The 26,997-nt window shown below is 38.2% G+C and carries 20 protein-coding genes; 18 read left to right on the top strand and 2 right to left on the bottom strand.

Features of this window, described 5'->3' with window-relative positions:
• Positions 1-119: 119 nt before the first annotated feature.
• Entirely contained in the window at positions 120-1,040 is a 921-nt protein-coding gene (locus tag C0213_08730) for a gfo/Idh/MocA family oxidoreductase (protein ID AUX12501.1), read from the bottom strand.
• A 141-nt stretch (positions 1,041-1,181) separates the two neighbouring features.
• On the opposite strand from C0213_08730, the gene nagA reads away from it, so the two are divergent.
• From nagA to C0213_08655, 15 genes are all read left to right on the top strand, one after another.
• Positions 1,182-2,321: an N-acetylglucosamine-6-phosphate deacetylase gene (nagA, locus tag C0213_08725; GenBank protein AUX12500.1), complete on the top strand. Its 1,140-nt coding sequence runs from the start codon at positions 1,182-1,184 to the stop codon at positions 2,319-2,321.
• Positions 2,322-2,339: 18 nt separating this feature from the next.
• Positions 2,340-3,041: a GntR family transcriptional regulator gene (locus C0213_08720; GenBank protein ID AUX12499.1), complete on the top strand. Its 702-nt coding sequence runs from the start codon at positions 2,340-2,342 to the stop codon at positions 3,039-3,041.
• A gap of 121 nt (positions 3,042-3,162) precedes the next feature.
• On the top strand, positions 3,163-5,463 hold the full coding sequence (locus C0213_08715; protein AUX12498.1) for a hypothetical protein: 2,301 nt from the start codon (positions 3,163-3,165) through the stop codon (positions 5,461-5,463).
• A gap of 74 nt (positions 5,464-5,537) precedes the next feature.
• Positions 5,538-7,082, top strand: coding sequence for a hypothetical protein (locus tag C0213_08710; protein AUX12497.1), 1,545 nt, complete (start codon positions 5,538-5,540; stop codon positions 7,080-7,082).
• 72 nt (positions 7,083-7,154) lie between these two features.
• Positions 7,155-7,601 (top strand): hypothetical protein, encoded by a 447-nt coding sequence (locus C0213_08705; GenBank protein AUX12496.1) that lies wholly within the window; start codon positions 7,155-7,157, stop codon positions 7,599-7,601.
• 2 nt (positions 7,602-7,603) lie between these two features.
• Positions 7,604-9,970, top strand: coding sequence for a hypothetical protein (locus C0213_08700; protein ID AUX12495.1), 2,367 nt, complete (start codon positions 7,604-7,606; stop codon positions 9,968-9,970).
• A 190-nt stretch (positions 9,971-10,160) separates the two neighbouring features.
• Positions 10,161-11,579 carry a hypothetical protein gene (locus C0213_08695; GenBank protein ID AUX12494.1) on the top strand — a complete coding sequence of 473 codons (1,419 nt, stop codon included), beginning with the start codon at positions 10,161-10,163 and terminating at the stop codon, positions 11,577-11,579.
• An 86-nt stretch (positions 11,580-11,665) separates the two neighbouring features.
• On the top strand, positions 11,666-13,207 hold the full coding sequence (locus C0213_08690) for a hypothetical protein (GenBank protein AUX12493.1): 1,542 nt from the start codon (positions 11,666-11,668) through the stop codon (positions 13,205-13,207).
• A gap of 10 nt (positions 13,208-13,217) precedes the next feature.
• Complete coding sequence (locus C0213_08685) at positions 13,218-14,093, top strand: hypothetical protein (protein ID AUX12492.1); 876 nt, start codon at positions 13,218-13,220, stop codon at positions 14,091-14,093.
• Between the two features lie 18 nt (positions 14,094-14,111).
• A complete protein-coding gene (locus C0213_08680) occupies positions 14,112-15,671 on the top strand; it encodes a hypothetical protein (protein ID AUX12491.1) in 1,560 nt (519 codons plus the stop codon).
• Positions 15,649-16,794 (top strand): CDP-glycerol--glycerophosphate glycerophosphotransferase, encoded by a 1,146-nt coding sequence (locus C0213_08675; GenBank protein ID AUX12490.1) that lies wholly within the window; start codon positions 15,649-15,651, stop codon positions 16,792-16,794. Before C0213_08680 ends, C0213_08675 begins: the two co-directional genes overlap by 23 nt.
• 1 nt (position 16,795) lies before the next feature.
• Entirely contained in the window at positions 16,796-18,211 is a 1,416-nt protein-coding gene (locus C0213_08670) for a teichoic acid transporter (protein AUX12489.1), read from the top strand.
• Between the two features lie 6 nt (positions 18,212-18,217).
• Positions 18,218-18,604: a glycerol-3-phosphate cytidylyltransferase gene (tagD, locus tag C0213_08665; protein ID AUX12488.1), complete on the top strand. Its 387-nt coding sequence runs from the start codon at positions 18,218-18,220 to the stop codon at positions 18,602-18,604.
• Between the two features lie 22 nt (positions 18,605-18,626).
• On the top strand, positions 18,627-19,703 hold the full coding sequence (locus C0213_08660; GenBank protein AUX12487.1) for a glycosyltransferase: 1,077 nt from the start codon (positions 18,627-18,629) through the stop codon (positions 19,701-19,703).
• A 20-nt stretch (positions 19,704-19,723) separates the two neighbouring features.
• Positions 19,724-20,677 carry a glycosyl transferase family 2 gene (locus tag C0213_08655; GenBank protein ID AUX12486.1) on the top strand — a complete coding sequence of 318 codons (954 nt, stop codon included), beginning with the start codon at positions 19,724-19,726 and terminating at the stop codon, positions 20,675-20,677.
• 43 nt (positions 20,678-20,720) lie between these two features.
• Here the strand turns inward: C0213_08655 and C0213_08650 are convergent, their stop codons facing one another.
• The gene (locus tag C0213_08650; protein ID AUX12485.1) at positions 20,721-21,449 is read right to left on the bottom strand and encodes a glycosyltransferase; all 729 of its coding nucleotides are present in this window, start codon (positions 21,447-21,449) and stop codon (positions 20,721-20,723) included.
• A 98-nt stretch (positions 21,450-21,547) separates the two neighbouring features.
• Between C0213_08650 and C0213_08645 the strand changes: the two genes are divergently transcribed.
• The 3 genes from C0213_08645 to C0213_08635 all read left to right on the top strand — a co-directional run bounded on the left by C0213_08645 (position 21,548) and on the right by C0213_08635 (position 26,992).
• On the top strand, positions 21,548-23,011 hold the full coding sequence (locus C0213_08645; GenBank protein AUX12484.1) for a nicotinate phosphoribosyltransferase: 1,464 nt from the start codon (positions 21,548-21,550) through the stop codon (positions 23,009-23,011).
• 31 nt (positions 23,012-23,042) lie between these two features.
• Complete coding sequence (locus C0213_08640) at positions 23,043-23,870, top strand: NAD(+) synthase (GenBank protein AUX12483.1); 828 nt, start codon at positions 23,043-23,045, stop codon at positions 23,868-23,870.
• A 458-nt stretch (positions 23,871-24,328) separates the two neighbouring features.
• Positions 24,329-26,992: an ATPase gene (locus C0213_08635; GenBank protein ID AUX12482.1), complete on the top strand. Its 2,664-nt coding sequence runs from the start codon at positions 24,329-24,331 to the stop codon at positions 26,990-26,992.
• Positions 26,993-26,997 lie beyond the last annotated feature (5 nt).

Raw genomic sequence — 26,997 nt, 5'->3', positions numbered from 1 at the left:
CTCATTTTGTAGTTAACCGGAAAAGGCAGTTTTGAAAAGCACGTTTAAGCCTAAAAAAGAGGTCAAACAAAAGTGATTTTTGTTTGACCTCTTTTTTTATGCCATGAGCTGGCCTATTTTTAACGACGTTGTGCTTGTCTGCACATCGTATGACATAACTGATGTGTTAATAAGCTACTGGCAGGTGAGACGGGGTTTTCACCATTTGTTTGTAAGGCTGTAATAAAGGCCTTGATCATTGGGTCAAAGCCACGAGTAACTAATGTTGGTTCCCAGTCTGCGGGTTGTTGTTGCCGGTTATCGGTTGCCGTCTTGGCGGTATATTGTGTCAGGTTATCCACGGTGAACAAGCCGTGCGGACTTTGAAGACTAGCGATTTCTTGGTTAGTGCCACCTTGCATATTTAACGTCGCAGTGATGAGTTGGCTGGCCGTTTCAACGGTCAATTGGGCGACTTGTAATTGTTGGTTGGCATCCTGTTTACAATACGTTTGCACGTTATAGCTCAAACCAACGTCATTGGCTAAATAAAGGGCTGTATCAATAGTATGAATCATTAAATCGTAAATCGCAAAAGCGGCTGGTTGCCGTGTATCAACGCGTGTTTTCGTAACGTTGATCAGTTGCTTATTAGGGATGCTTTTTAATTTTTCTAATTGCGGCACAAAGCGGCGGTTAAAGCCGACCGTTAATAATAGCCCTTGTTGTGCGGCTAATTTATAGAGTTCAGCGACTTCCAGTGGGTTCTCGCTGAGCGGTTTATCAACAAAAACGTGTAATCCATGTGAGAGTGCTTGCTTAACAAGTGTATAATGGGTATTAGTAGGTGTATGGATAAAAACGGCATCCAATGATTTTGCCAAGAGGGCTTCAAAAGAAAGGCAACCATCGCTAAAGTGATATTGGGCCTGTAATTGTGCGAGCTTAGTAGGCTGACGAGAACATAAAACCCAGTTAACTTGATCTTGCCATTGTGCCATTACTGGTAAATATGCTTTTTGCGCGATGTTGCCTAAACCGATAACCCCAATTTTTAACATCCTTAAAACTCCTCACAGTAGTTGATAAGGATAGTATACCAAATTTTTAAGAAAACGGTTCAAAGATCACGCTGAGTGCCTTGCATTTTTGGTCTATACCATTTATACTGGAAGTAATTTAATAATAGAGGTGGATGGATAATGACAATCAAAGTTTTAAAACATGCAGTAATCTATACTGGTGATGACGTTATTGAAGACGGCTATATTCGTTTTGACAAACAAATTTTAGCTGTTGGCCCAATGTTTGACTACAAAGCACAAGCTGGCGAAGAAATCCAAGATATGAAAGGTCAAACTATCATTCCTGGCTTCATCGACGTTCACTGTCATGGTGGTTACGGTTTCGATGCAATGGATGGCGATGCTAACCAAATCGACGAAATGGCAACGAAGATGATGCAAAACGAAGGTGTCACAACTTTATTTGCAACAACAATGACGCAATCAAATGAAAATATTGCCAATGCCATGCGTGGGGTTAAAGACGCTGCTGAAAAGAACCCATTAATCCAAGGTGTCCATCTAGAAGGGCCATTTATCGCCCCAATCTTTAAGGGTGCCCAACCTGAACAATTTATCAAAGATCCAGACGTTGACTTATTAGACGAATGGAACAAATTATCAGGCAATCGCGTTCGTTTAATTACTTACGCACCAGAAGATCCTGGTTCAAAAGCCTTCGAAGACTACTGTTTAGCACACAACATCGTGCCTTCTGTTGGTCATAGTAATGCCACACGGGAACAAATGATTGAAAGTAAAGCAACGCACGTTACGCATTTATACAATGCGCAACGTGAATTTAAGCACCGCGAACCTGGTGTAACAGGCCATGCGATGTTAGAAGACAATATGTACGCTGAATTAATCGCAGACGGTTTCCATATCGTACCAGATATGATTAAATTAGCTTATGAACAAAAAGGCGCAGAACGCATCGATTTAGTAACTGACTCAATGCGTGCCAAAGGGATTGCTGAAGGCGAAAGTGAATTAGGCGGCCAAAAAGTAATCGTTAAAGACAAACAAGCACGTTTAGAAGACGGCACATTAGCTGGTTCTGTCTTGACTTACATCGATGCCTTCAAGAATATCCAAACCTTCACGGGCTGTGATAAATTTGAAGCCGTTATGATGTCAAGTGTTAACCAAGCTGAAGAATTCGGCCTAACACAAAAAGGTAAATTAGAAGTTGGCCGCGATGCTGATTTAAACGTCTTGGACCAACAACAAAACTTAGTGGCAACTTACAGCTTCGGCCAAGGTTACCAACATTAATCAATAGGAGTGTGACCCATGGAATCACCTGTTTATATTCAAATTCATAATCAACTTAAAAAAGATATTGAAGCCGGCAAGTGGTCGATTGGGGATCGGATCCCTTCAGAACGTGAACTCGCATTAAACTTTGAAGTCTCGCGGATGACGCTTAGACAAGCCGTCCAGACGTTGGTTGATGAAGGCATTTTGGAACGCCGAATTGGTGCTGGGACTTACGTCGCTAACCGAAAAGTCCAAGAAAAAATGTCCGGGGTAACCAGTTTTACAGATTTAATGACGGCCCAAGGTAAAACGCCATCTAGCAAGACGATTTCTTTTCACATTGCTAATCCATCTCTAAGTGAGGCTGAAAAGCTCCAACTAAAAGACGGTGAACAAGTGCTACGGATGGAACGGATTCGTTACGCGGATAATGTCCCCATTTGTTTTGAAGTGGCCACAGTGCCACAATCATTAGTCGCTGATTTCAGTAAAGCTGAAATCACTAGTTCTTTTTATAAGACGCTGGAAGAAAAAGGCGGCTACCAAATGGGCGGCGCGCAACAAACCGTTTCGGCGCAACTCGCCTCAGAACGAATTGCCGAATACTTGGACATCAAGCGCAACGGCTCAATCTTACGCTTGCGCCAAGTATCCTTCTTAAACGACGGCACCCCATTTGAATACGTCCGCACACAATATGTCGGCGAACGATTTGAATTTTATTTGGAAAGATAAACTGTAAAAAGGAAGCCGACAGTAGATAATAAAGCTGCTGTCGGCTTCCTTTTTTATTTGCATATTGTATATCAGATATCGTAGATGTAATATTAATAAGTATGTAAAGGAGAGAAGTTGAATGGATATTTATCAATGGGAAAATGTTTTTCAAAGTAAAGCATTGGATAAAGCTTTCACTAAATTTATGGTCCGACGACATATTAGAAAATTATGGTATGTGGGTTTCTACCATTTTTATTTAAGCTTATTGTTAGTACTTAGAATTCAAAAAAAAGAACGTTATTTTCAGAATTATTGGCGTTTTTTAGATAAAGTACATATAACACCGGACGAGTTAGATCGTTTTAAAAATCGATTTAAGGTAAAAAATCTTATTTTGTTGAGTGATAATAGGCCTAAGACCATCGTCGGGCAGAGTCCTAATTTCTTGATGAGTCTGTTCATTCCCCGAGAAGTTATCGACTCTGGTCGTGTAAAAATAGACGGTTTAGCAGTTGATCAAGAAGGGAATTGGACACCAACGTCAGCAACAAGTAAGCAAGATTTAACCGAAAAAACTTATTTTGGTGATCTATCTTTTATCTTCAAAAACGGTAAATTTAAAAATAAATACGTTGTGTTTAATAACGGTATTGCATTTAAAACCATAACGAATATGCTACTGTATTGGTTCGTCCAAATGATGTTAGTCGTTGGTATCAGTATCTTTATCGGGATGGCATCAGTTATCGTTGGGGGTTACAAGTATTCTTTCCCAATGGTGAAAGACGTTTTGATGGACGGTCATCTATTGATGTTAAATTGTCTAGCGCCAGTATTGGTAGGATTAGCGCTCTATTTCCTATTAGGACGTATTTGGTTAGGAACAGGGTTAAATGCTTTGATATTTGTCGGTTTAGGCATTGCTAATCATTATAAATTAATGTTTAGAGATGACGCTGTTCAATTTGCAGATTTACAACTTGTTTCTGAAGCTTCAAAAATGTCACAAAAATACGCCATTCAATTAACTTGGAAGCATGTTGTACTAATTTTACTCTTCATAACGGTCTTAATCATGTTACGGAACTACTTTAAACCAGTCATGAAATTCCAATTTAGAATAGTTGGTTTGGTTCTGGTGCTGCTATTAACCTTTACGTGGGGGAAAAGTGAGCTATTTAACCCAGATACGTATGGTAAGGCAGCGTATGTTAAGTATGGTAATATTTGGAAAGCTACTAGTCAGTATATGACACGTGGTTTCCCGTACGCTTTTGCGCATAGTATTGAAAGCACCGGTGTATCTAAACCAGAAGGCTATAATAAAGCAGAAGCAAAGGCATTGTTAGATCAATATAAATCACAGAACATTCCTGATAAAAAGAAAGTTAATGTTATTATGATAATGATGGAGGCCTATAACGATTTTTCTAAGTATCCACAATTAGAAATTGATCCATCAGTTTATGCAGGTTTGAAGAATGTCGAAAAAGAATCGATCTCTGGACATTTAGTAACGAATATCTTTGCGGGTGGGACAATTGATACCGAAAGAAAGACGGTTACGGGGTATAGTAAATTACAAAACTTTAACCATAATACAGACTCTTTTGCTTGGTATTTCAAGAACCAAGGCTATCAAACCCAAGCCCTACATCCAATGTATGGTTGGTTTTATAATCGAAGAAATGTTGATCCGGTCTTAGGGATTTCTGATTTTAAATATATGGAAAATTACTATAATAAGTACAATCAATTTATTGTACCGGACAAGACCTTCTTCAAATCAATTCATAGCTTCTCAGAAAAGAGTAAAAAACCTTACTTTAACTTGTCAGTGACCTATCAAAACCATGGGCCATATGCAAATAAATATACTGGAACACCACTATTAAAATGGCAAGATGGGTATAATCAAGCCGACTATGCGATTATTAACAATTATTTGGCAGGCATTAAGAAGACGAGTGAAGCAATTGAAGAATTAACGAACTCATTTAAGAATGATAAACCAACTGTTATTATGTTCTACGGAGATCATAATCCTTGGTTGGGGGAACAAAATAGTGTTTATAAGATGTTAAATATCGATTTAAACTTGGGGACTGCTCAAGGTTATCAGAATTATTATCAAACGCCATATGTGATGTGGGCCAATAAGGGCGCTAAAAAAGTTTTAAAGAATGATTTTGTAGGGCAAGGTAAGGACTTCTCACCGATGTACCTATTACCAGAATTCTTTAAGCAAGCCGGCCTTAAGGGCGATTCATACATGCAATACTTACAAAATACCGAGAACAAAATTAGTGTTATCGGTGAAAATAAGTATAAAGTGGGCAATAAATATGTTAAATCTTTAACTGGTAAAGACAAGAAGACTTATGATAATCTGAAAAAAGTTGAATATTATCGATTACACGAAAAAGTAAGTGATTAGTTTTTCGAAAATCAATAAAGGCCGTAGATGTTAAAAATTCTAGGGTCTTTATTTTATGGGAGTGGGGGAAAACAATGCGCCATTATGTAAAGAAGAACTGGCCGATTATTTTTATATTGGCCTATTCATTATTGGTCATGCTGTTTGTAACAAAATCATCACCGCTATATTATCAAAATGATTGGGTGGATTTAAACTGTTTTTTGACGGTCGGTAAAGGCTGGCATCATGGACTAATACCGTATAAAGATCTCTTTGAGCAAAAAGGGCCGGTTTTATATTTAATCTATCTATTAGCAGATTTGATTACTGCCAAATCTTACTTTGGTGTTTATTTGATTGAATCAGTATTGTTCTGTTGTTCATTATTGCTGATTTATAAGATTGCACGGTATTATTTGAAAAAGACACATGCCTTACTGAGTGTGATTATTGTACCAAGTCTTTTATTTATGTCGCCAACCTTCAGTAAGGGGGGGAGTGTTGAAGAGTTAATGATGCCTACGACCATCTATCTTTTTTATTTATTGGTTAAATTGGCACATCAAAATTTTGGATTAAGTAAATTAGATTATTTAATGAGTGGGGTGTTATTTGGGTGCGTTTTATGGGCTAAGTACACGTTAATTGGTGGTTATCTGGGATTTTTCTTAGCATTATCAATTAGTTTGATAATGCTACGGAAATGGCGAGCATTGTGGCAGAGTTGGTCAATGATTTTATTGGGGAGTGTCGGAGTTTCAGCAATCGTCTTACTCTACTTTAAATCGCAGAATGCACTATATGATTTATATTTTAATTATTTCTATGCCAATACGAATTTATATGATGGGAAACATGTTGATATCTTTCATAAAATGATTGCCAGCGTCGTTTATTACATGCAAACAGTCAATAAGTCTTGGTTGTTATACGGTATGCTCATTATTGGTTTGGTTGTTATCTTAGTTGGTAATGGTCTTTTTGAAGATATATATATTAAATTTATCTACTGTACAGTTTATATTTCAATGGTTGTGACTGTTTTACTGGGGTTAAGGTTGGGCTATGTGATGTTGCCGCTAATGGCTTTTATGGTATTGCCACTAATCTATCTTATTAAGGTAGCAAGTCATAAAATTGAAGAATTATCTTTACCTATTTGTATATTTCTGGGCTGTTTAGGCTTAATGATGGTTATCGGTAGCAACACAAATATTAATGAATCAAGGATATTCCCTAATAATCAAACCGTTCATATTGATAAAAATGGTGAAAAAACTAATGTTTATCAAACAGCACAACAAAATTTTGCTGAAATTATCAATAAGAGTCATGATCAGACGTTATTGAATTACCGAAATTTAGATATGGGCTTCTACCGAGCAAGTGGTGTCTTACCGACGACTAAGTACTTTATGACTAATAATATTCCGCACAATCAGTTGCCTGAAATATTGGATACTCAGAATAGGCTAATTGCACAAAAGAAAGTTAATTTTGTCGTGTTACGCTTACCAACTAATCAAGATTATCGGCAGGGTGTTGCTGATAATGTACTATCACATTATCGAAAAATAGCACAACATAGTCAGTTTGATGAGCACGCTTTTACGTATTATTTATTTAAGAAAAAGTAAAGGTGGTTTATATAATTGTCAAATTATTTGTGTTAAAATCGTAAAGGATAATTATTTTTTTGGGGGGATACTGTGAAAAAAATAGTGTATGCAATGACAAGTAGTGTTTGTTTACTAGTCTTAGCGGGATGTAATAACGGCCACGATAAGACGAGTGATACATCGGATAAGACTAAGACAAGTGTTGTTAAAAAGGCAAAGTCTAGTACAAGTAGCAAAAAGCAGACCAGTGTCAAGGAATCTGATCAGAAGTTTAAGTACTCTTTAGTAGGAACTTGGGCAAGTGAAGATACTAAAATGACATATCGTCCTGATGGCACCTTAAAACAGGTTTCATCAGCAAGTGGTATGACAAACAAAGGGACTTACAGTATTGTTTCAGAGGGGCCTGATTGGGTGAAGGTTAAACAAACGATTCATGTTTCTAAGAAGAGTTCTAACGATCAAACGGTAACTTTAAAATTTAAAGATAGATCACATTATAATGATGGGATGATTGATTGGAAATTGGGGGAATAATTTTGAAAAAGAGTCGATTACTTAAAAATTTAACAATCTCTTCGGTGGTATTGTCACAAATATTGATTAATACACCTGCTTTTGCTGAAACTGCTAACACAACTAAAAGTACAACACAAAATACAAGTGTTGCTACGCCTAATGTTGCAAGTAGTAGCCAAATGAGTAGTCAAAGCAGCAGTGTAGCCAGTGTTCAAGAAAGTAAAGCACCGCAAGCCTCTGCTAGTAAACAACCACAAACAATTAATAGTCAAAGTAGCAGTAAAGTTGAATCAGCTGCGCCAGTAAGTGCTGAAAAAGCCACAGCAGCTAGTTTGAAATTAACGAATGCGACGGATTTTCGTGGTGTGATTACCATTAAGAATCGCCAAGGCACTAAAATTTTAGATAATGCAACTGGCCAATATACCCGGACATTAGCTTTCAAAACTGCTTGGCGCGTTTCTAAAAAAGCCGTTGATAGCACAGGGACAACGTGGTATCAGGTTGCCAATAATCAGTACGTAAAGGGGACGGATAGTTACCTTTCTGGTGCTGCGTTCTTTGTCAGTGGTAGTGCTTATGACGGTGTTGCAACTGTTAAGAATACTAAGGGAACAGTTGTCACTAACAGCCTCAATCAAACTGCACAAACGCTTAAGTATCAAACCGCATGGCATATTTCCTATAAAATGATTGATGTGTTTGGGGATGTTTGGTACAGAGTTTCAACTGACGGTTATGTAAAAGCAGAAGACGTTACAATGGCTCAAAATGTTTTTACAGGTGGCAAAATAATTCCTAAAACAATCATTTATATCAAGAACACTAAAGGCAGCACCATCACTGATAGTGATGGTAAGAAAGGTCGCGTGTTACCTTATCAATCAGCTTGGCGGACCAGCTACGTTGTCTATGATGCTAGTGGTGTTGCTTGGTACCAAGTTGCTGGCGGTCAATTTATTTCATCAAAAGATGTCTATGTTGAAGGCGCAGCCTACTTTACGAGTGAACAACCGCTAAGAGGGGTTGCAACGGTTAATAAAGTAGGTGGCAGTGAGCTAATTAATTCCCACAAAGCCGCTTTAAGAAAATTAAATAACGGTTCAGCTTGGAAAGTATCAGCTGTTGCGGTTGATATCTTTGGAGACCAATGGTATAAAGTCGGGAACGAAAACTACCTTAAGGCAAGTGACGTTAAGTTTAAAAAGGCTGACGTTCTAACAGACACCAAAACAATTAGTAACCAGGTAATCCAGGTTAAAAATCACAATGGTGCACGTATCATGAATACTGATGGCACGTTTGGTCGGACATTAGGCTTTAAATCAGGCTGGCGGACACATCAAACCGCTAAAGACAGTAGTGGTGCTATCTGGTATCAAGTAGCAGACAAGCAATATATTGCTAAAAGAGATGTTTACAGTGTTGGTGATCCGTTAATTGTTTCAAGTGTTGACTATAGAGCAATCGGGACAGTTATTAATACTAAAGGAACAGACTTAATCGACGTTAATGGTAAGAGTTCTCGGAATTTAGCCAACTTAACAAGATGGAGTATCAGTAAGAAAGCGCAAGATATCTTTGGTGATTATTGGTATCAAGTAGCTGATAAACAATATATCGCAGCTGCTGACGTCTTAATCGAAGGCGAAAATATCTTTAGTAAGACTGAACCAATGAACGATGCTGTTGTCATTATCAATAAATCAGGTGCGGAAACAATTAACTCAAGAGGTCAAAAAGTTAAGAAATTGGCTGTTAACAGTGAATGGCACGTTTCACAAAAGATGACTGATAAAACGGGTACCGTTTGGTATGCGGTTGGTGGTAATGAATTTGTTAAGGCTAGCGATACAGCACAACGCGCTTTTCATGTTGAACAACGATACATCGCTGGTTTGCCACATAATGAAACCTCAGGACAATTTATCGTAGCGCATGAATCTGGGAGTGTTGGTTCAGAAACAGATCCAGATGCTTTAGAACATGCAATTACTTATATGCAAAATAACTGGACAAGTGCTTATGTGACACATTGGGTCGGTGATGGTGGCCGGATCGTTCAAACAGCACCTGTTGGTGAAATGAGCTGGGGTTGCGGCCCTACAGGGAACAGCAAGGCCTTTGCACAAGTTGAATTAGCAAGAACTAATAATAAAGCTAAATTCCAAAAAGATTACAAAGCTTATATCTGGTTGTTAAGACTATTGGCTGATGAAGCGGGTATTCCTAAGCAATTGGATGCAAGTGGTAATGGTGTTAAGACACATGAATGGATTTCATATGCTTATCGTGAAGTTGATCATGTGGATCCTTACGGCTACTTAGCCCAAATGGGCATTAGCCGTGCACAATTCGCACATGACGTTAAATATGGTGTGCAATAATTTTAACTAGAACTTTCAGGAGATATAATTCACGTTTGTGATTATGTTTTTTGAAAGTTTTTTTGTTATTGATATTGAAGGTGGTTCTTTAAAAGTTACTCTAAGCGAATACTAAGAATAACAGGATATTTAATATTATTGGATAAATATGTGATAAAATTAAAAATATTATGTTTAGGAGGTATCTTTAGTGCAGAAATTTATGAACGGCTTTGTAAAAGGTGTTTATACAGTGTTTTTGGTAAGCATCTTTGCTTTTATTACGTACTACTCAATCAGTAATTTAGTTACTGGTAATTACCTATCTAATTCTAAATTAATGATTGTTGCGATTGTTTTTTACATATTAATCATTTTGGCACTAATTGGATTGACTAAGATAACCAGTAAAAAAATATTCTTTATAGTTGTAACGGGAATGGCGATACTAGTCAGAATCGGTTGGTTGATTAAGGTCCCGACTGCACCAAGCTCGGACTTTCAAATGATGCACAATGCCGCGATATTGGCGACACAGGGGGATCTTTCATTTCTAAAAGAAAGTTACTTCCAAAGTTGGCCGTATCAGTTAGGCTTTGTTTATTTTCAAGCATTGATCATCAAAATATTTGGTCAGAATGTGCTTATTCTACAGATAATTAACATCCTTCTAAATTACGGAATTGCATTTGTTGGGTATAAGATTATTAACCTACACTTTAAAGAAATAACGGGTCGTATTGTGTATACGTTATTGCTATTTTATCCAGCGTATATTTATATGACAGGTGTTTTAACGAATCAATTTCTAGCGACTTTTTTGATTTATTTAGCAATCTATCTTTACTTAAAACATGATCAATTATGGATTAAAGTAATTGCGGGTGTTTTATTAGCACTTGGGAATACTATGCGACCGTTAGGGATATTACTGATTATTGCACTTGTCTGTTTTGAAATTACAAAATGGTTGTTGGCACCGGATCGGAAAAATATTTTAAAATCACTCGGAAGAGTTACCACTAGCATTTTAGCTTATTTTTTGATGTTGTTTTTAGTAAATAGCGCTTTACAAGTAACGCACTTATCCGAATACCCATTGGAAAATAGAAATCCAACTTGGAAATTTGTATTAGGCTTAAATGAAGAAACTGTTGGGAGTTATTCTGCGACGGATTTGACTTTAATGAATCGTTATCCACTTGGTGCAAAACGAGATAAAATGGGTAAGGAGATTATTAAAGAAAGAATTCAGGATAAACCTAAGTTAGTTAATCTGATGTTTAATAAAAGTAAGAAAATGTGGACTGCTCGAGATGATGCCTTGATGTGGGGGATGGCAGACAATGTTAAGTTATCCTTAAAGATTAAAAATTGGTTGAATACGGTTCAGTTTTTGTTCTATATTTTTATTGTAGCAAGTGCTTTATTAGGACTATTTAAATGGCGTGAAACATGGACGGATGGCTATTTATTAAAGTTGATGATTATTGGTTATTTTATGGTTCATTTATTAATAGAGATTCAGTCTAGATATCGATTTTTCATTATACCAGCGTTTATTATGTTGGCTGCCGTTGGTTGGACAACAGTCTATGAGAAGTCTAGTTTAAAGCAAAAAACGTTATAAAATGACTCTAAAAGAGGATATAGTAATAAAATAGAGGTTAGATGCAATTGTACTACCGGTTTTATTACTTGGAAGGATGCTTTAAAATGACAGTTCAAAAAAATAGAATGATAAAAAAATACGGTTTTTTTATACTAGTTTTTATTTTTTTTGGTTACCTATCCATTAATTTCCCATTAACGGGAGATGACTTAAACTGGGGTGTAACGACCCTAAGAGACTATTTTGGATCAGGTCGATTCTTAAATTACGATGGGCGCTATGCGGGCAATAGTTTAATTATTATGGCTAGCCACAGTGCGATTTTTAAAGTTTTAAGTTATGCGGGTATTACAACGCTGGTTGTCTATTTGGGTGCACGTTTAATCAGTAACGTCAGGCAATTAGAAAGAAACACGTTATTAATTCTTATTTTAATGTTGACAATGAGTACAGAGTTATTTGCGCAGATTTTAGGATGGAATGCTGGTTTCTTTAACTACATGGCTTCACTGATTTATCCGTTAATCATCGTTAATTTAGTGAAGTATCACTATGCTGATTGGCAAGCAGCAAAATATTTACGTTACAGTATTTTGATAGTGATTCTTTCAATCATTAGTTGTTTCTTTGTCGAACACGTCACATTATTGAATTTAGCGATTAGTACCATCTTGATGGGATACATGTTATTTCAAAAACGGAAAAACTACCTAGTGATTGCTAATTTCATTGGCACCTATATTGGTGGCATTTTAATGTTTTCCAATAAAGCTTATTTAAATATATTATTACATCATGACAGTTACCGGGAAACAAGTTTTTCATTGACTAAGGTTTATCATATTATTGCACAACAAATGGATTTTTATCTCTTGATTGATAATCCAATTATTACAGTGTTACTGACTGTCATTCTGGGTTACTTAATTATTAAAAATCTCCAAAAGCGTTCGGGTAATAAGTGGGGGGCGGTAGTTTCTTATCTAGAGTTGAGTGTCTTGATTGCTTTTACAGAATATCATTATATTTTGTTTAATACTTTTTTTAAGAATTTTAGTCATCGCTACTTGGTATCATGTCTATTATCAATCTTATTCTTATTCGTCATTGTAATTGAAATGGCCAAGTTATCCCTTGAAACCCACCATATTGAATATATTGCATTAATTGCAGCTGCTATTGTTTTAATTGTGCCATTCTTTGTAGTTACACCGTTTGGCCCTCGAGGGGCATTTGCAAGTTATTTCTGTTTGTGTTTGCTAGTAGTTACCCTATGCAACGAATTGAATGCTGTTAAGTTTAGTTTACCTATTATCAGAATCATGATGGTAATGATTGTTATTTTCTATGCGGGCTTAGCAACACGAATTGGTCATGCAAGTCGTATCAAAAATGATTTTATGATCTATCAGGAAAAACATAACACGCCTAAAGATTATCGTTTATATCTAGAGGTACCGTATAATCAATATTACTGGGCGGTTCATCCACAAGCTACTGATAATAGCTATCGCGGGTATTATAAAATTCAAACAGTAGGGGGCAAGTTAGTCCCATATGCTAAGTGGCGCTTAATTGAAAAGAATACGAATAGTAACGCAGAAATGTTTTCTCAAGTTTTAAAAGTTGATAGTCAAAATAAATAGGCGGGATAAAATGAATTTAAAAAAGAGATTGAATTATGTGACGACCCTACTTTCTCCAAGCTTTATTAACTTCTACTTAAAGAATAAGCAAACGCCGGTTGCAGATGCCTTAACGTATGTTAAGTTAAAAAAAGAAGCCGGAGCATTTCTTGATCAATATCAAGTACAACCGACAAGCAGCGAAAAAAATAACATCATTTGGATTTGTTGGTTCCAAGGCATTGAAGATGCACCACCATTGGTTAGACATAATATCGAAACGATTAAAAGACTATATCCAAAACAACGGGTGCAAATCATAACGTTAGCAAATTTAAGCGACTTTATTACCTTTCCAACATTCCTGCAGGCTAAAATTGATGCAGGGCTAATTCCTTATGCGCACCTATCCGATCTAGTACGGGTGGCGCTGTTAACGAAACATGGTGGCACTTGGATTGATAGTACAGTTTATTTTACGGGGACTAATTTCCCGGGTTATGTTTTTGATGCACCACTCTTTTTCTACAGCAATACACAACAACAAAATCGGGCAATTGCTGCTTCGAGTTGGTTCATTCATAGTGACACTAACCACCCTATCTTAGTATTAACGCGAGATTTATTATATAATTATTGGCAGACACATGATACGTTAGATAATTATTTTATGTTTCATGTCTTTTTAACAATTGCTTGTGATCACTTAACTGCGGAATACGCAAAGTTACCACGGTTGAGTAACGTTGAACCGCACCTTATGGGAAAGGTGTTATTCGAACCGTTTGATGAGCAACGCTATCAAGAAATAGTAACCTTATCAAGCATGCATAAATTAACGAACAAGTTTTCAAAAGAGAATCAAGAAAAAGCTGATACGTTCTATCAATATATATTGAATCATTAATCTTGGAGGAATAAGTCCGTGAACTTTAAAGAATATACAAAAAAATCACTAATTTTATTAGTGCTGCTGCAACCATTTTTGGATATCTATTTTTTATACGTACCACCAGTTACAAATTGGGTACCATTTTCACCAGCAACCTTGATTAGAATTTTTCTCGTAGCGATTATTACGGGGCTTTATATTTGGAGTAGCCGTCATAATAAGGCGAATCGATTTGCGGGGCTTTATACGGCTATTCTAGTTGTTTATTTAGTCTTACATTTGATATTTACACGACATTTTAAATCAACCAGCCCAATCGACTTGGGTTACTCAACGGTGGGGGAAATCTTCTACTGGATTAGAATGGTAATCCCATTAGTTGTCTTATTTGTGACAACACAGGTTCAGGTAACTAGAGCTACGTTTAATAAAGTGATTAAGTTCTTAGCCTGGATTATTTCTGGCAGTATTGTGATTACGAACTTATTCAAAATTAGCTTATCATCGTATGGTGGTGGCTGGATTCAAGGAAATATTTTTTCATGGTTTGGTGGCGGCCAACAATGGTCTTATTACGGCTTAGCGTCAAAAGGCTTTTTCTATTACGCTAACGCAGTTTCGGCAGTCGAAGTATTATTGACACCGATGGTTCTTTATTATTTGGTTGAAAAACTAGATTTAAAGAGTATCGCACTAGCAACAGTTCAAATGTTTGCAATGTTAATGCTCGGGACGAAGACCGCATCATTAGGGTTCTTCGTTGTATTAGCCGGTTATATCATCTTATATTTGATTTACAGCTTGCTATTTAAAGAATTTAAGTTCAAGGTTAGTTTATTTGCAACATTTGCAGCCCTAACGTTGGTTGGTGGTGCTATTTTACCGATGTCACCAATGTTTAATCGGACAACGACCGATACAGCGGTTCAAAAGACACAAGATGGTACTAAGAAAGAACAAAAAGAAAAGAAAAAAGAATTAGAAGCTGAAAAAGAAAAAGAGCAAGAACAATCTGGCAATCAAATTGACCATCGTAAAGAAACGCCTTTGATGAGATATATCAAAAATCATTATCGTGATTATTCATTAAATGCGAGATTTGTGATGGGTGGCTACTCATATCGTGATGATCCACAATTCTGGTATCAAGTAATGAAATGGCCAGTTGGTGATCGCTTAAATTACCGCAAGGTCGAAGAAGCAATGCTAAATCGTGCTAAATCCGTTAATAACGATCCATTAAATAATTGGTTCGGGATTTCTTATACTCGGATGAACCACATTGCCAATTTAGAGCAAGACTTTATCTCACAATGGTATTCAATGGGCTTCATCGGCGTCTTACTATTAATCATGCCTTACGTCTTTGTACTGCTATATTGTTTATACGAAGTAATTCGTGTGCTAGGTAAAAAGGCAACTTTCTTTGAAGTGAGTTTATTATTTGGCTCAGGATTAATCATTGTGCTATCCGCATTCAGTGGTAATGTAATGGATTTCTTAGCGGATACGATTATTCTAGCCTTTGCATTAGGATACGCATTAGTGACAACGAGAGGACTTAAAAAGCATGACGGCTATCGCAACAGTTAAAGCAGTTTTATATCATCGTATTTGGTTTGGTTTGATTAAATTAGTCACACCAATGTCAGACGACACATTTTTTATCAATTCTTTTTTTGGAAAATCATTCTCAGGTAATCCCAAAGCCCTCTTTGAAGGTTTGATTGAGAAATTCCCTAACGGTAACTATATTATTGTTTTAAATGACGAACAAGCGCGACAAGCAGTTAAGGCCCAATATCCGGGTATTAATATCCAATTTGTTGCCAGACACGAGAAGGCCTATTTAAAGGCGCTTGCGCGTGCTAAATATTGGATTATGGATATTAACTTTCCATTCCGTCTAAAACCCCATAAAAATGGGGTTTTTGTGCAAACTTGGCATGGTACGCCGCTTAAGCACATTGGCAATGATTTACCAGATGATAATGACTTCAAACGCTTGACGGCAAGAGAACCCCTTAACTGGGACTACTTTGTGTCTAATGCACCTGAAGATAATTGGTTGTATGAACGAGCATTTAATTTAAAGCAAACTAAGATTATGAGCTATGGGTTACCACGGAATGATTATTTAGCGAAGCATAAAGATGATCATGAATTGGTAGCTAGTTTGAAAGCGAAACTACAATTAGATGCAACACGCAAAACTATTTTATATGCACCTACTTTTCGAGATGATGAACCTACGTTTAAATTAGCGTTAGATTTAGAGCAATTTGAAGCACAATTGGGTAATCAATATGACTTGTTAATTCGCTTGCATCCAAACGTGGCGGAACAAATGCCAGACATTGCGGCTTATCCACATGTGCATAATGTCAATCACTACGCAAGTATCGAAGAGTTGTATCTAGCAGCCGATGTTTTAATGACTGATTATTCATCTGTTTTCTTTGATTATGCGTTATTGGAAAAACCGATTGTTTTTTACGCGTATGATTTGGATAAATATCAGGCTATTTTACGGGGCTTTTATTTTGACTACCAAGCCTTTATCCCAGGGCCATTAGTAACAGATAATCAAGACCTGTATACATTGCTTAGTCAAGGGTTAACGACACAAACGACAAAAGCATTTAATCAGTTACACAATGCGAACACCGATGGTTCGGCGACGCAAAAAATAATTCAGGAAGTTTGGAAAGTTTAGTATGAAAAAAGCCTCAACAAATATCATTTATAATGCTGTTTATCAGTTGCTGATCATTGTACTACCTTTTGTTACAACACCATACGTGGCGCGGGTATTAGGCAAAGAAGCGTTAGGCATTAATTCCTACGTTAACTCGATTCCAGTTTTCTTGAGCTTTATCATTCTGATGGGAATGAACCAGGTGGGTGTCCGAGTAATTGCCCAATCGACAAAAGAAAATCTTGAAGAAAATTTCAAAAAACTATGGGGTCTGCAACTTTTTAGTGGTTTAATCGTGATTATTAGTTATATTGTGGTTGTCTGCTTATTCATGAGTTATAAATTCTATTTTCTAATTGAAATTCCGTTTTTAATCGGCTATGTTTTGGATATTTCTTGGTTTTACATTGGTCGTGGTCAAGTTAAAACAGTGGTCATGCGAAATACAATTATCAAATTAACATTAGTGGCTACGATTTTTATTTTTGTACACAGTGAACAAGATCTTTGGATTTATTTATTAATCAATAGTATTACTTATTTAGCTAATTTTGTCTTCTGGTTAGGGATTAAAACAGAAATTCCCCAATTTAAATTTGGACGAATTCATTTTTCTAAGCAATATTTGAAAGAATCAATTACCGTCACCATTCCTTCAGTTGCTGCGCAATTTTATACGAGCTTTGACCAAACCATTATTGGATTATTAGCGGGTTCAGTCCAATTAACGTATTATGCTCAGACGCAAACCATGGCGCGGGCAGTTGTACAGTTGTTGGGATCAGTGACAATTGTTTTAATGCCAATTATGGCTAAGATGGACAGCGAAGAAGCAGATGAAAATCAAATTCAGAATTTATTGAAAGTCTCGTTGGACTATACTTTGATACTCGGCTTGCTATTCACGAGTGCGTTGATGGTCAATGCTAACAAATTTATCGTTTGGTTTTTCGGTAGTCGCTATCAAGCAATGACGGATAATTTCTTTTGGGTTAGTTTACTTGTGGTGATCATTCCTTATGGTGGTATTTATGCCAATCAATTTGCGCTATCAAAAGGAATGTACCGAATTGTCGCGATTCCATACTTAGTTGGCGCGGTCTTCTCCCTAATTGGGAATTTCGTATTCGCCGGTCGCTTTGGGGCTAATGGTGGGACAACCATTATTGTCCTGACCGAATTATTGGTTTGTGGGATGCGGATTTGGTTAGTACGAGGGCACTTAGATTTTAAATTCCTGTGGCATGAACATTGGAAGTACTGGCTAATATTTGGCTTAACGTTATTAATTGGCTTGCATATTCCAATCAACCTCGGTAGTTTATTCTTTGATCTCGTCGTTCAAACGATTATCGTTGGCCTTTTATTCATGATATTATTAATTGGATTAAACACACGTGTCCGGCAAGATTTGATGCGCCTTAAGAAAGGATGATTTAAAATGACAAAAGTTTTAACTTACGGTACCTTTGATCTATTACACTGGGGTCATGTTCATCTCTTAGAACGTGCCAGCCAATTAGGCGATGAATTAATTGTCGGCTTATCAACGGACGAATTTAATGCTGAAAAGCATAAAGAAGCTTACCATTCATATGAACATCGCAAATATATTCTCGAAGCCATTCGATATGTTGATAAGGTAATTCCTGAAAAAGATTGGGAACAAAAAATTAAAGATGTTCAAAAATACGATATTGATATTTTTGTAATGGGCGATGATTGGAAAGGGAAGTTTGATTTCTTAAAGGATTATTGTGAAGTCATCTATCTTCCGCGGACAACAGGTATTTCAACGACACAAATTAAGCAAGATTTAGAAAACTAAATTAGAATGAAAAGGTGATTACGTGAAGGTTCTTTTTGTAAACGCAGGGAATGAAACGGGCGGTGGTCGCTCACATATTATCGGTTTAATGAAGGCAATGATCGCACTTGGTAAAGACGAGCCTTCTTTATTAGTTTTTGAAGATGGCCCGGTTGCAGAACTAGCGCGCGCTAATCAATTACCGGTTGAAGTGTTTGAACAGCCAAAGACGTTAACCCCGCATTTTTTGAAACAACTAGCAGCGCATATCAATTCTGAAAATATTGATGTCGTGCATACGCATGGACCACGGTCTAATCTCTTCTTGGCGTTAATTCGGAAACGAATTACGGCGAAGTGGACGTTGACATTGCACACGTTACCTAAGATTGATTATCTGAATAAAGGGTTTAAAGGCAAGATTTTATTGCCGTTAAGTCTCTGGGTACTTAAAAAAGCGGATCATATCTATCTAATCGCCGAACGGTTTAGAAACAGCTTGGTGCAACAAGGTATCGATACGAATAAGATGACAACCATTTTTAATGCCATTGAATTTAGTTCAGAAGTACCGACGCCAGTTAAGCAACCGCAATTTACAATGATTTGTGTCGCCAGACTAACAGCGCAAAAACACCAACAGCTATTGTTAGAAGCGTTAGCAAATGTTGATTTCGAATATCAACTACACCTGATTGGTGATGGCGAACTAGAAACCGAGTTTAAAAAGCTAGCAACAGATTATCAAATAACTGATAAGGTTCATTTTGACGGTTTTCAATCGGATGTGGCCCACTTTTATCGACATGCTGATTTATCAGTTTTATCGTCAATTCACGAAGGGTTCCCAACCGTCTTGTTAGAATCTGGTAATTATGGTGTTCCTGCCATTACGACCGATGTCGGCGATAGCAAGGTAATTGTGGATAGCCCTGAATATGGTTGGGTTGTGGATAGCTTAGGCTTACAAGGATATGTTAAAGCGTTAAATGAAGCTTACGCTGCTTATCAAAATAACCAGTTAGTTAGCATGGGCTTAGCGTTTAATAAGCATGTTAGTGAATCATTTTCAACACGCCAGTTAGCGATTTTGATGCATGATTTGTATGCACAATTGTAGGCATCAACAAGGAGATTACTATGGAAACACCATTAATTAGTATTGTGATGGCCGTTTATAATGAAAAAGAAACGGAATTACGCCAGTCAATTGAATCAATTCTGAAGCAGTCTTATCAAAATTTTGAGTTTATCATCGTTTTGGATAATCCTGATAATCAGGCATTGACAGCTGTTTTAAATGAATATGCCAAAGAAGAGTCACGGATTGTTTTAATCAGCAACGAACATAACTTAGGGCTAGCATCTAGTTTAAATCGGGGCTTGAAAGCAAGTCGAGGCGATTATATCGCACGAATGGATGCTGATGATATTGCTGTGCCGGAACGACTGACGACTGAATTTGATTTATTGCAACAACGACAATTGGATGTCATTGCATCATCATCGATTCTAATTGATGAAGCTAATGATGAGATTGGGCATCATCCACAAATGGTTGAATCAGCAGTTGCCGTTCATGAGTTATTACAATATGATAATTTCATTGTTCATCCGAGTGTTCTGGGGAAAAAAGCAGCTTTTGAAACAGTTGGTGGCTATCAGGAACAACTAATCGCCTGTGAAGATTATGATTTATGGCTACGAATGACCGCAGCGGGTCAGCAAATAGGTGTGACTAATGAACCGTTGATGCGTTATCGGATTAGACAAAATAGTATGACGCAAAGTGACATGTTAAAAACCTTTCTAATTTCTGGCTTTTTACGTCAAACTACCGAGTTTAGATTGACAGCTAGCGATGACGACATCAAAGCGAAACTGGAAGCTTACCTAACTGAAAAAGGATTTTACGATCAACACCAAAAAGACCGTTTTAACGCTAATATTAATTTATTGAGCACTGTTAAAAAGACGAAATCAATTGGGAAGGGACTCCAGTTTCTGGGTATCTTGTTGAGTGATGGCAATGTGAGACAGTACTATTTAGAAAAAATACAGTATAGTCGCACATTGAAACGATTATCAAAATAAAAAAGGCATTGCAGACAAAATTAATTTTGTCTGCAATGCTTTTTTAGTTTCTCTTTTCTTTTTTAACCAAGCGCATGTATTCAATAAGCGCTGGAAAGCGGTTCAAGCGACTTGGATGTGATGCAAAGCGATAGAACCATTCTAAGTGCATTTTTTGCCAGATTTTTGGGGCCCGGCTCACAGTTCCCGATAAAACATCGAAGCTACCACCAACGCCCATCCAAATGGCGTTAACTTTGTGACGATTAGCTGCGATAAAGGTTTCTTGTTTGGGGAAGCCGAGTGCTGCTAAGATGATATTAGGTTGTGTTCGTTCGATATCGGCAACAATCTTTTGTTCTTCTTGGTCGTCAAAATAACCGTTATGTTGGCCGACGATAGTGACGTTAGGATATTGGTTTGCAACGTTTTGGCAAGCGGCTTGTAAAACTTCTTCCTTAGCCCCAAGTAAATAAACGCTATAGCTATTTTGATTGGCAATTTCGAATAAGGCTGTCATCGTATCAAAACCGGTAATTCGTTCGGTAAGTGGTGTACCTAACATTGTGGCGCCTTTAAGAATACCAATACCGTCTGGTGTAATGTAATCGGCTTGGCTAATCGTTTGGAAGTAATCGGTATGTTTAGTAGCATAGAGGGCAATCTCTGGATTAGCAGTAACGATAAATCGGTTTTCGTTAGCGGCTAAGTCTTTTGAAAGTTGCGCAATAAATGCTTGGTTAGTAGTGTTAATAAAAGGAATATTTAAAACTGAGACTGTCGGAAATTGCATTTGTAAAACTCCTTCTCGAAATTATGCAGAACTCGCTGTTTTATTGTATAATAGCTTCAACTAAGTATACCAAATATATCTCTAATTAGGAGTGCGACATGCAAAAATTATATCCTGATGATAGTTTGTTGTTACATACAGACTTGTATCAGCTCAATATGATGTTAACTTATTTTAAAAAGGGACTCCATAATCGGACAGCGGTTTTCGAATGCTATTTCAGAAAATTACCTTTTGAAAATGGGTATGCTATTTTTGCTGGCTTAGAACATATCGTTAATTATCTTGAGAATCTCCGCTTTACCGAGAGCGATTTAGCTTATTTACGGGATGAAGTCGGTTATCCTGAAGATTTTTTGACGTATCTAGCAGAATTAGATTTTGATTTAACGATTCGCTCAGCAGTTGAAGGCGAATTGGTCTTTGGCAACGAACCGATTATGCAAGTGGAAGGGCCGCTCGCCCAATGTCAATTGATTGAAACAGCGCTATTAAATATTGTCAATTATCAAACATTGATTGCGACTAAAGCAGCACGGATCAAATCAGTGGTCGGCAAGGATCCTGTCTTAGAATTCGGGACACGCCGGGCCCAAGAAATGGACGCTGCTTTATGGGGCACACGCGCTGCTTATATCGGTGGCTTTGATGCAACCAGTAATGTGCGAGCTTCTAAAATTTTCGGAATTCCAGCAAGTGGGACGCATGCGCATTCTTTAGTCCAAGCCTATCGTAACGATTACGAAGCGTTCCGGGCCTATGCTGAAACACATCGGGACTGTGTCTTCCTTGTGGATACTTATGATACTTTGAAAAGTGGTGTGCCAAGTGCGATTCGGGTGGCGCGCGAATTCGGTAGCCGGATTAATTTCCAAGGCGTGCGGATTGATAGTGGCGATATGGCCTATATATCTAAGCGTGTGCGCCAACAATTGGATGAAGCGGGCTTCACGGATGCTAAAATCTACGCTTCTAACGATTTAGATGAAAAGACAATCCAAAACTTGAAGATGCAAGAAGCTAAAATCGATGTTTGGGGCGTTGGGACGAAGTTAATTACCGCTTACGATCAACCAGCTTTGGGCGCAGTTTATAAGCTGGTTTCAATTGAGAATTCAGATGGTAAGATGGTCGATACGATTAAATTATCAAGTAATGCCGAAAAAGTTTCAACACCAGGCCGTAAGCAAGTTTGGCGAATTACCAAACAAGTTGACGGTAAATCAGAAGGGGACTACATCACATTATGGGATGAAGATCCACTTGAACAAGATACGATTTACATGTTCCATCCTAATTACACGTATATCAATAAGACGGTGACTGACTTCAATGCCCGGCCAATCTTACGAACCATTTTTGAAAATGGTAAACGGGTCTATACGTTACCCGAACTAGCAGCGATTAAGAAGTTCTGTGCTGAAAATCTTGATTCACTGTGGGATGAATACAAACGGGACTTGAATCCACAAGATTACCCAGTCGATTTATCACAACGGACTTGGGATAATAAGATGAATTCAATTCGCAAAGTCAGAGAAGACGTTAATTTAATGCATTAGAATCGATTATTTTTAAAGGAGTATCTGGCAAATGAACGCTTTACAAGCAGAAATTATTGCAGCCTTAAAAACCCAACCAACGATTGATCCTGCTAAAGAAATCCGCCGCTCGGTTGATTTTATGAAGGCTTATCTAAAGAAAAATACATTCTTAAAAACCTATGTCTTAGGTATTTCGGGCGGCCAAGATTCAACTTTAGTGGGCGCATTGGCTGAAAAAGCCATGCAAGAGATGCGGGCTGAAACTGGCGATGAAAGTTACCAATTTATCGCAGTGCGGTTACCTTATGGGGAACAAGCCGACGAATCGGATGCGATGGCCGCAATCGAATTTATGGCAGCTGATCAAGTCAAACGGGTCAATATTAAGGGCTCAGTGGACGCGATGGTCCAATCCCTTGCGGAAACCGGGGTAACTGTCAGTGACTTCAATAAGGGCAATATTAAAGCCCGCGTGCGGATGATTGCGCAATATGGCATCGCTGGTGAAAATAGTGGCGCTGTTTTGGGAACGGATCACTCCGCCGAATCAATTACTGGTTTTTATACGAAGTTTGGTGATGGCGGTGCTGATTTGGTGCCAATCTTCAGACTCAATAAGCGTCAAGGTAAGGCCATGTTAGCTGAACTCGGTGCGCCTAAACATCTTTATGAAAAAGTACCAACGGCGGATCTTGAAGAAGACCGTCCGGCATTACCAGATGAGTTAGCATTGGGCGTCACATATGATCAAATCGACGACTATTTAGAAGGTCGTCAAGTCAGTGAAGAAGCCGCAACGAAGATTGAAAACTGGTACAAGAAAACAGCCCACAAGCGTCATTTACCAATAACAATCTACGACACATTCTGGCAATAAAACAGAGTGCGTTGTCAGTGGTTAGCTTTTGAGCATTTGCAGAACTTAGCGAATTGGTGATGAAATCACCGGTTTGATAAGTTTAGCAAAGCACAGAATGCTACTGACAAAAGCACGTTTAAAAACAGAGTGTACCGTAACCCTAGTTATATCCTCTGGGTTCACCGGAAGGATATGGGTTACAGAACACGTTTAGCCTGCGTTGTCAGTGGTTAGCTTTTGAGCCTAGGCTCGTAAGACGACTTAGTTATTAAAATAACTATTTACTTGCCTTTTAGATTGTCTATACCTTATAATGAGGTTAACGATAAGGGAGTAACTGGCAGCTTGTCTGCGATAACGCCACCAACAAGGCAATATTCTGGTGTTATCTTAATTAGTGAGACTTATAGGGATTTTTAGAATTCCTGTAGGTCTCTTTTTTTACCCCCAAAATCAAATTTATAGGAGGCAAGGTAATGGTCGATAAACAAACCACATTTTTTACACAATCAACAGATGCAACACTTAAAGCGCTCGCCACAACGCCACAAGGGTTAACCCAAGAACAGGTTGAAAAACGTTTGGCAGAAAATGGTCGAAATCAATTAACTGAAAAGAAACGCAAAAGTTTAGCGATTCGTTTTTTAGAGCAGTTTAAAGATTTTATGATTATTGTGTTATTAGTCGCAGCGATGATCGCGGGCTTTTTAGCACACGAATGGCCAGATGCGTTCATTATTTTAGCCGTGGTGATTCTAAATGCGATTTTTGGGGTTTTCCAAGAAGCGAAGGCGGAACAAGCAATTGACGCCTTAAAAGAAATGGCGACACCTGATGCACACGTTCGACGAGATGGCGAAATCGTGACGATTAAGAGTGAAGAACTCGTGGTTGGCGATATCGTGTTGCTAGAAGCCGGCGATATTGTGCCAGCAGATCTTCGCTTACTTGAATCAGCTGCTTTGAAAATCGAAGAGTCCGCTTTAACTGGGGAATCCGTCCCAGTTGATAAGACCGTTGATACCCTGACTGATCCAGAAAGTGGGATTGGTGATCGGACCAATATGGCGTTTATGAATAGTAACGTTACTTATGGTCGAGGTGTTGGGGTTGTGACGGGGACTGGGATGCAGACCGAAGTTGGTAAAATTGCTGGGATGCTCAACCAAGCCGACGAAACAACGACCCCATTACAGATGAACTTGAGTCAATTAGGTAAGAGTTTGACGATTATGATTTTAATTATTGCCGCAATTGTTTTTGTGGTGGGATACTTACGTCACGCACAATCGCCAATTAACATGTTATTAACCGCTATTTCGTTAGCGGTCGCAGCGATTCCGGAAGGCCTACCTGCAATTGTGACGATTATCCTTGCTTTAGGAACGCAGAAGATGGTTAAAAGAAAGGCTATTGTTCGTAAGTTACCTGCAGTAGAAACACTAGGGAGTACGGATATTATTGCGTCTGATAAAACTGGGACGTTGACGATGAACCAAATGACCGTCGAAAAAATATTCACTAATAATCAATTACAAGATGCTGGCGCAACATTATCAGCGGATAATTTAACATTAAAAATCATGAATTTAGCCAATGATACTAAAATTAAGGCTGACGGTGAAATGATTGGTGATCCGACCGAAACAGCCCTAATCGCGTATGGTCGTGATAAGGACTTTGATATTAAGGCAGCTTTAGCAGCCGAACCACGGGTCGCCGAAGTGCCTTTTGATTCGGAGCGGAAGTTGATGACAACGGTTCATCAACAAGCTGATGGGCAATTCTTAATGACCACAAAAGGTGCACCAGATGAATTGCTCAAACGTGTTACGCATTATATCGACGCACAAGGCGTTGTTCAACCGATGGACGATGCAGAGCGCCAATTATTGTTAGACACGAATCATAGTTTGGCAAAACAAGCCTTGCGGGTCTTAGCGTTGGCTTATAAAGTTTTACCTAGTGTACCAGCAACGGTTGATCCAACCATTGAAACGGATTTAATTTTTGCTGGCTTAGTTGGAATGATTGATCCTGAACGACCAGAAGCAAAACAAGCCGTGACAGATGCGCATTCAGCCGGTATCCGAACGCTGATGATTACAGGGGATCACCGCGATACAGCCGAAGCAATCGCACTTCGTTTAGGCATTATTACGCCAGAAGAAGACGCGGATGCCGCCGTTATTACTGGTGCTGAGTTAGACCAAATGGACGATCAAGAATTCGCTAAAAAAGTTACTCAATACGCCGTTTATGCGCGGGTTGCGCCTGAACATAAGGTGCGAATTGTGAAAGCTTGGCAAAAACACGGTAAGGTCGTGGCGATGACTGGTGATGGTGTCAATGATGCGCCAGCCCTCAAATCAGCCGATATCGGTATTGGGATGGGGATCACCGGGACCGAAGTTTCTAAAGGGGCCAGTGATATGGTCTTAGCCGATGATAACTTCTCAACAATCGTGATTGCGGTTAAAGAAGGCCGGAAAGTCTTCGCTAATATTCAAAAATCAATCCAATATCTTTTATCAGCCAACTTGGGTGAAGTGTTAACCTTATTCATGATGACGGTTTTAGGTTGGCAAATTCTACAACCAGTGCATATCTTGTGGATTAATTTAGTAACGGATACGTTCCCCGCGATTGCCTTGGGCGTTGAACCAACTGAACCGGGGATTATGAATCAAAAACCGCGTGGCCGTAAATCAAACTTCTTCTCAGGTGGCGTGTTCCAAGCGATTATCTATCAAGGCCTATTAGAAGGTGGGATTACCTTAGCCGTTTATGCGTTAGCGATTACGTTCCCAGTGCATCAAGCAAGTGGCTTAGCCCATGCGGATGCCTTAACAATGGCGTATGCAACGTTAGGGATGATTCAACTCTTCCACGCCTTCAACGTTAAATCAGTCCATCAATCAATCTTTACAGTTGGCTTCTTTAAGAATAAAGCCTTCAACTGGGCTGTTTTAGCCTCATTTATCTTATTAGCCGCAACGATTATGATTCCAGGCCTCAATGGCTTATTCCACGTCTCACATCTTGATTTATATCAATGGGGGATTGTACTAGCAGCTTCATTCATGCTAGTGGTCATCGTTGAAATCGTGAAGTTCTTCCAAAGAAGAGCTGCTAAATAATTTAA

It is taken from the genome of Latilactobacillus sakei, assembly GCA_002953655.1.
GTDB lineage: Bacteria > Bacillota > Bacilli > Lactobacillales > Lactobacillaceae > Latilactobacillus > Latilactobacillus sakei_A.
Note: the sequence above shows the minus strand (reverse complement) of the source record. Positions and strands in the feature narration are given on the sequence as shown.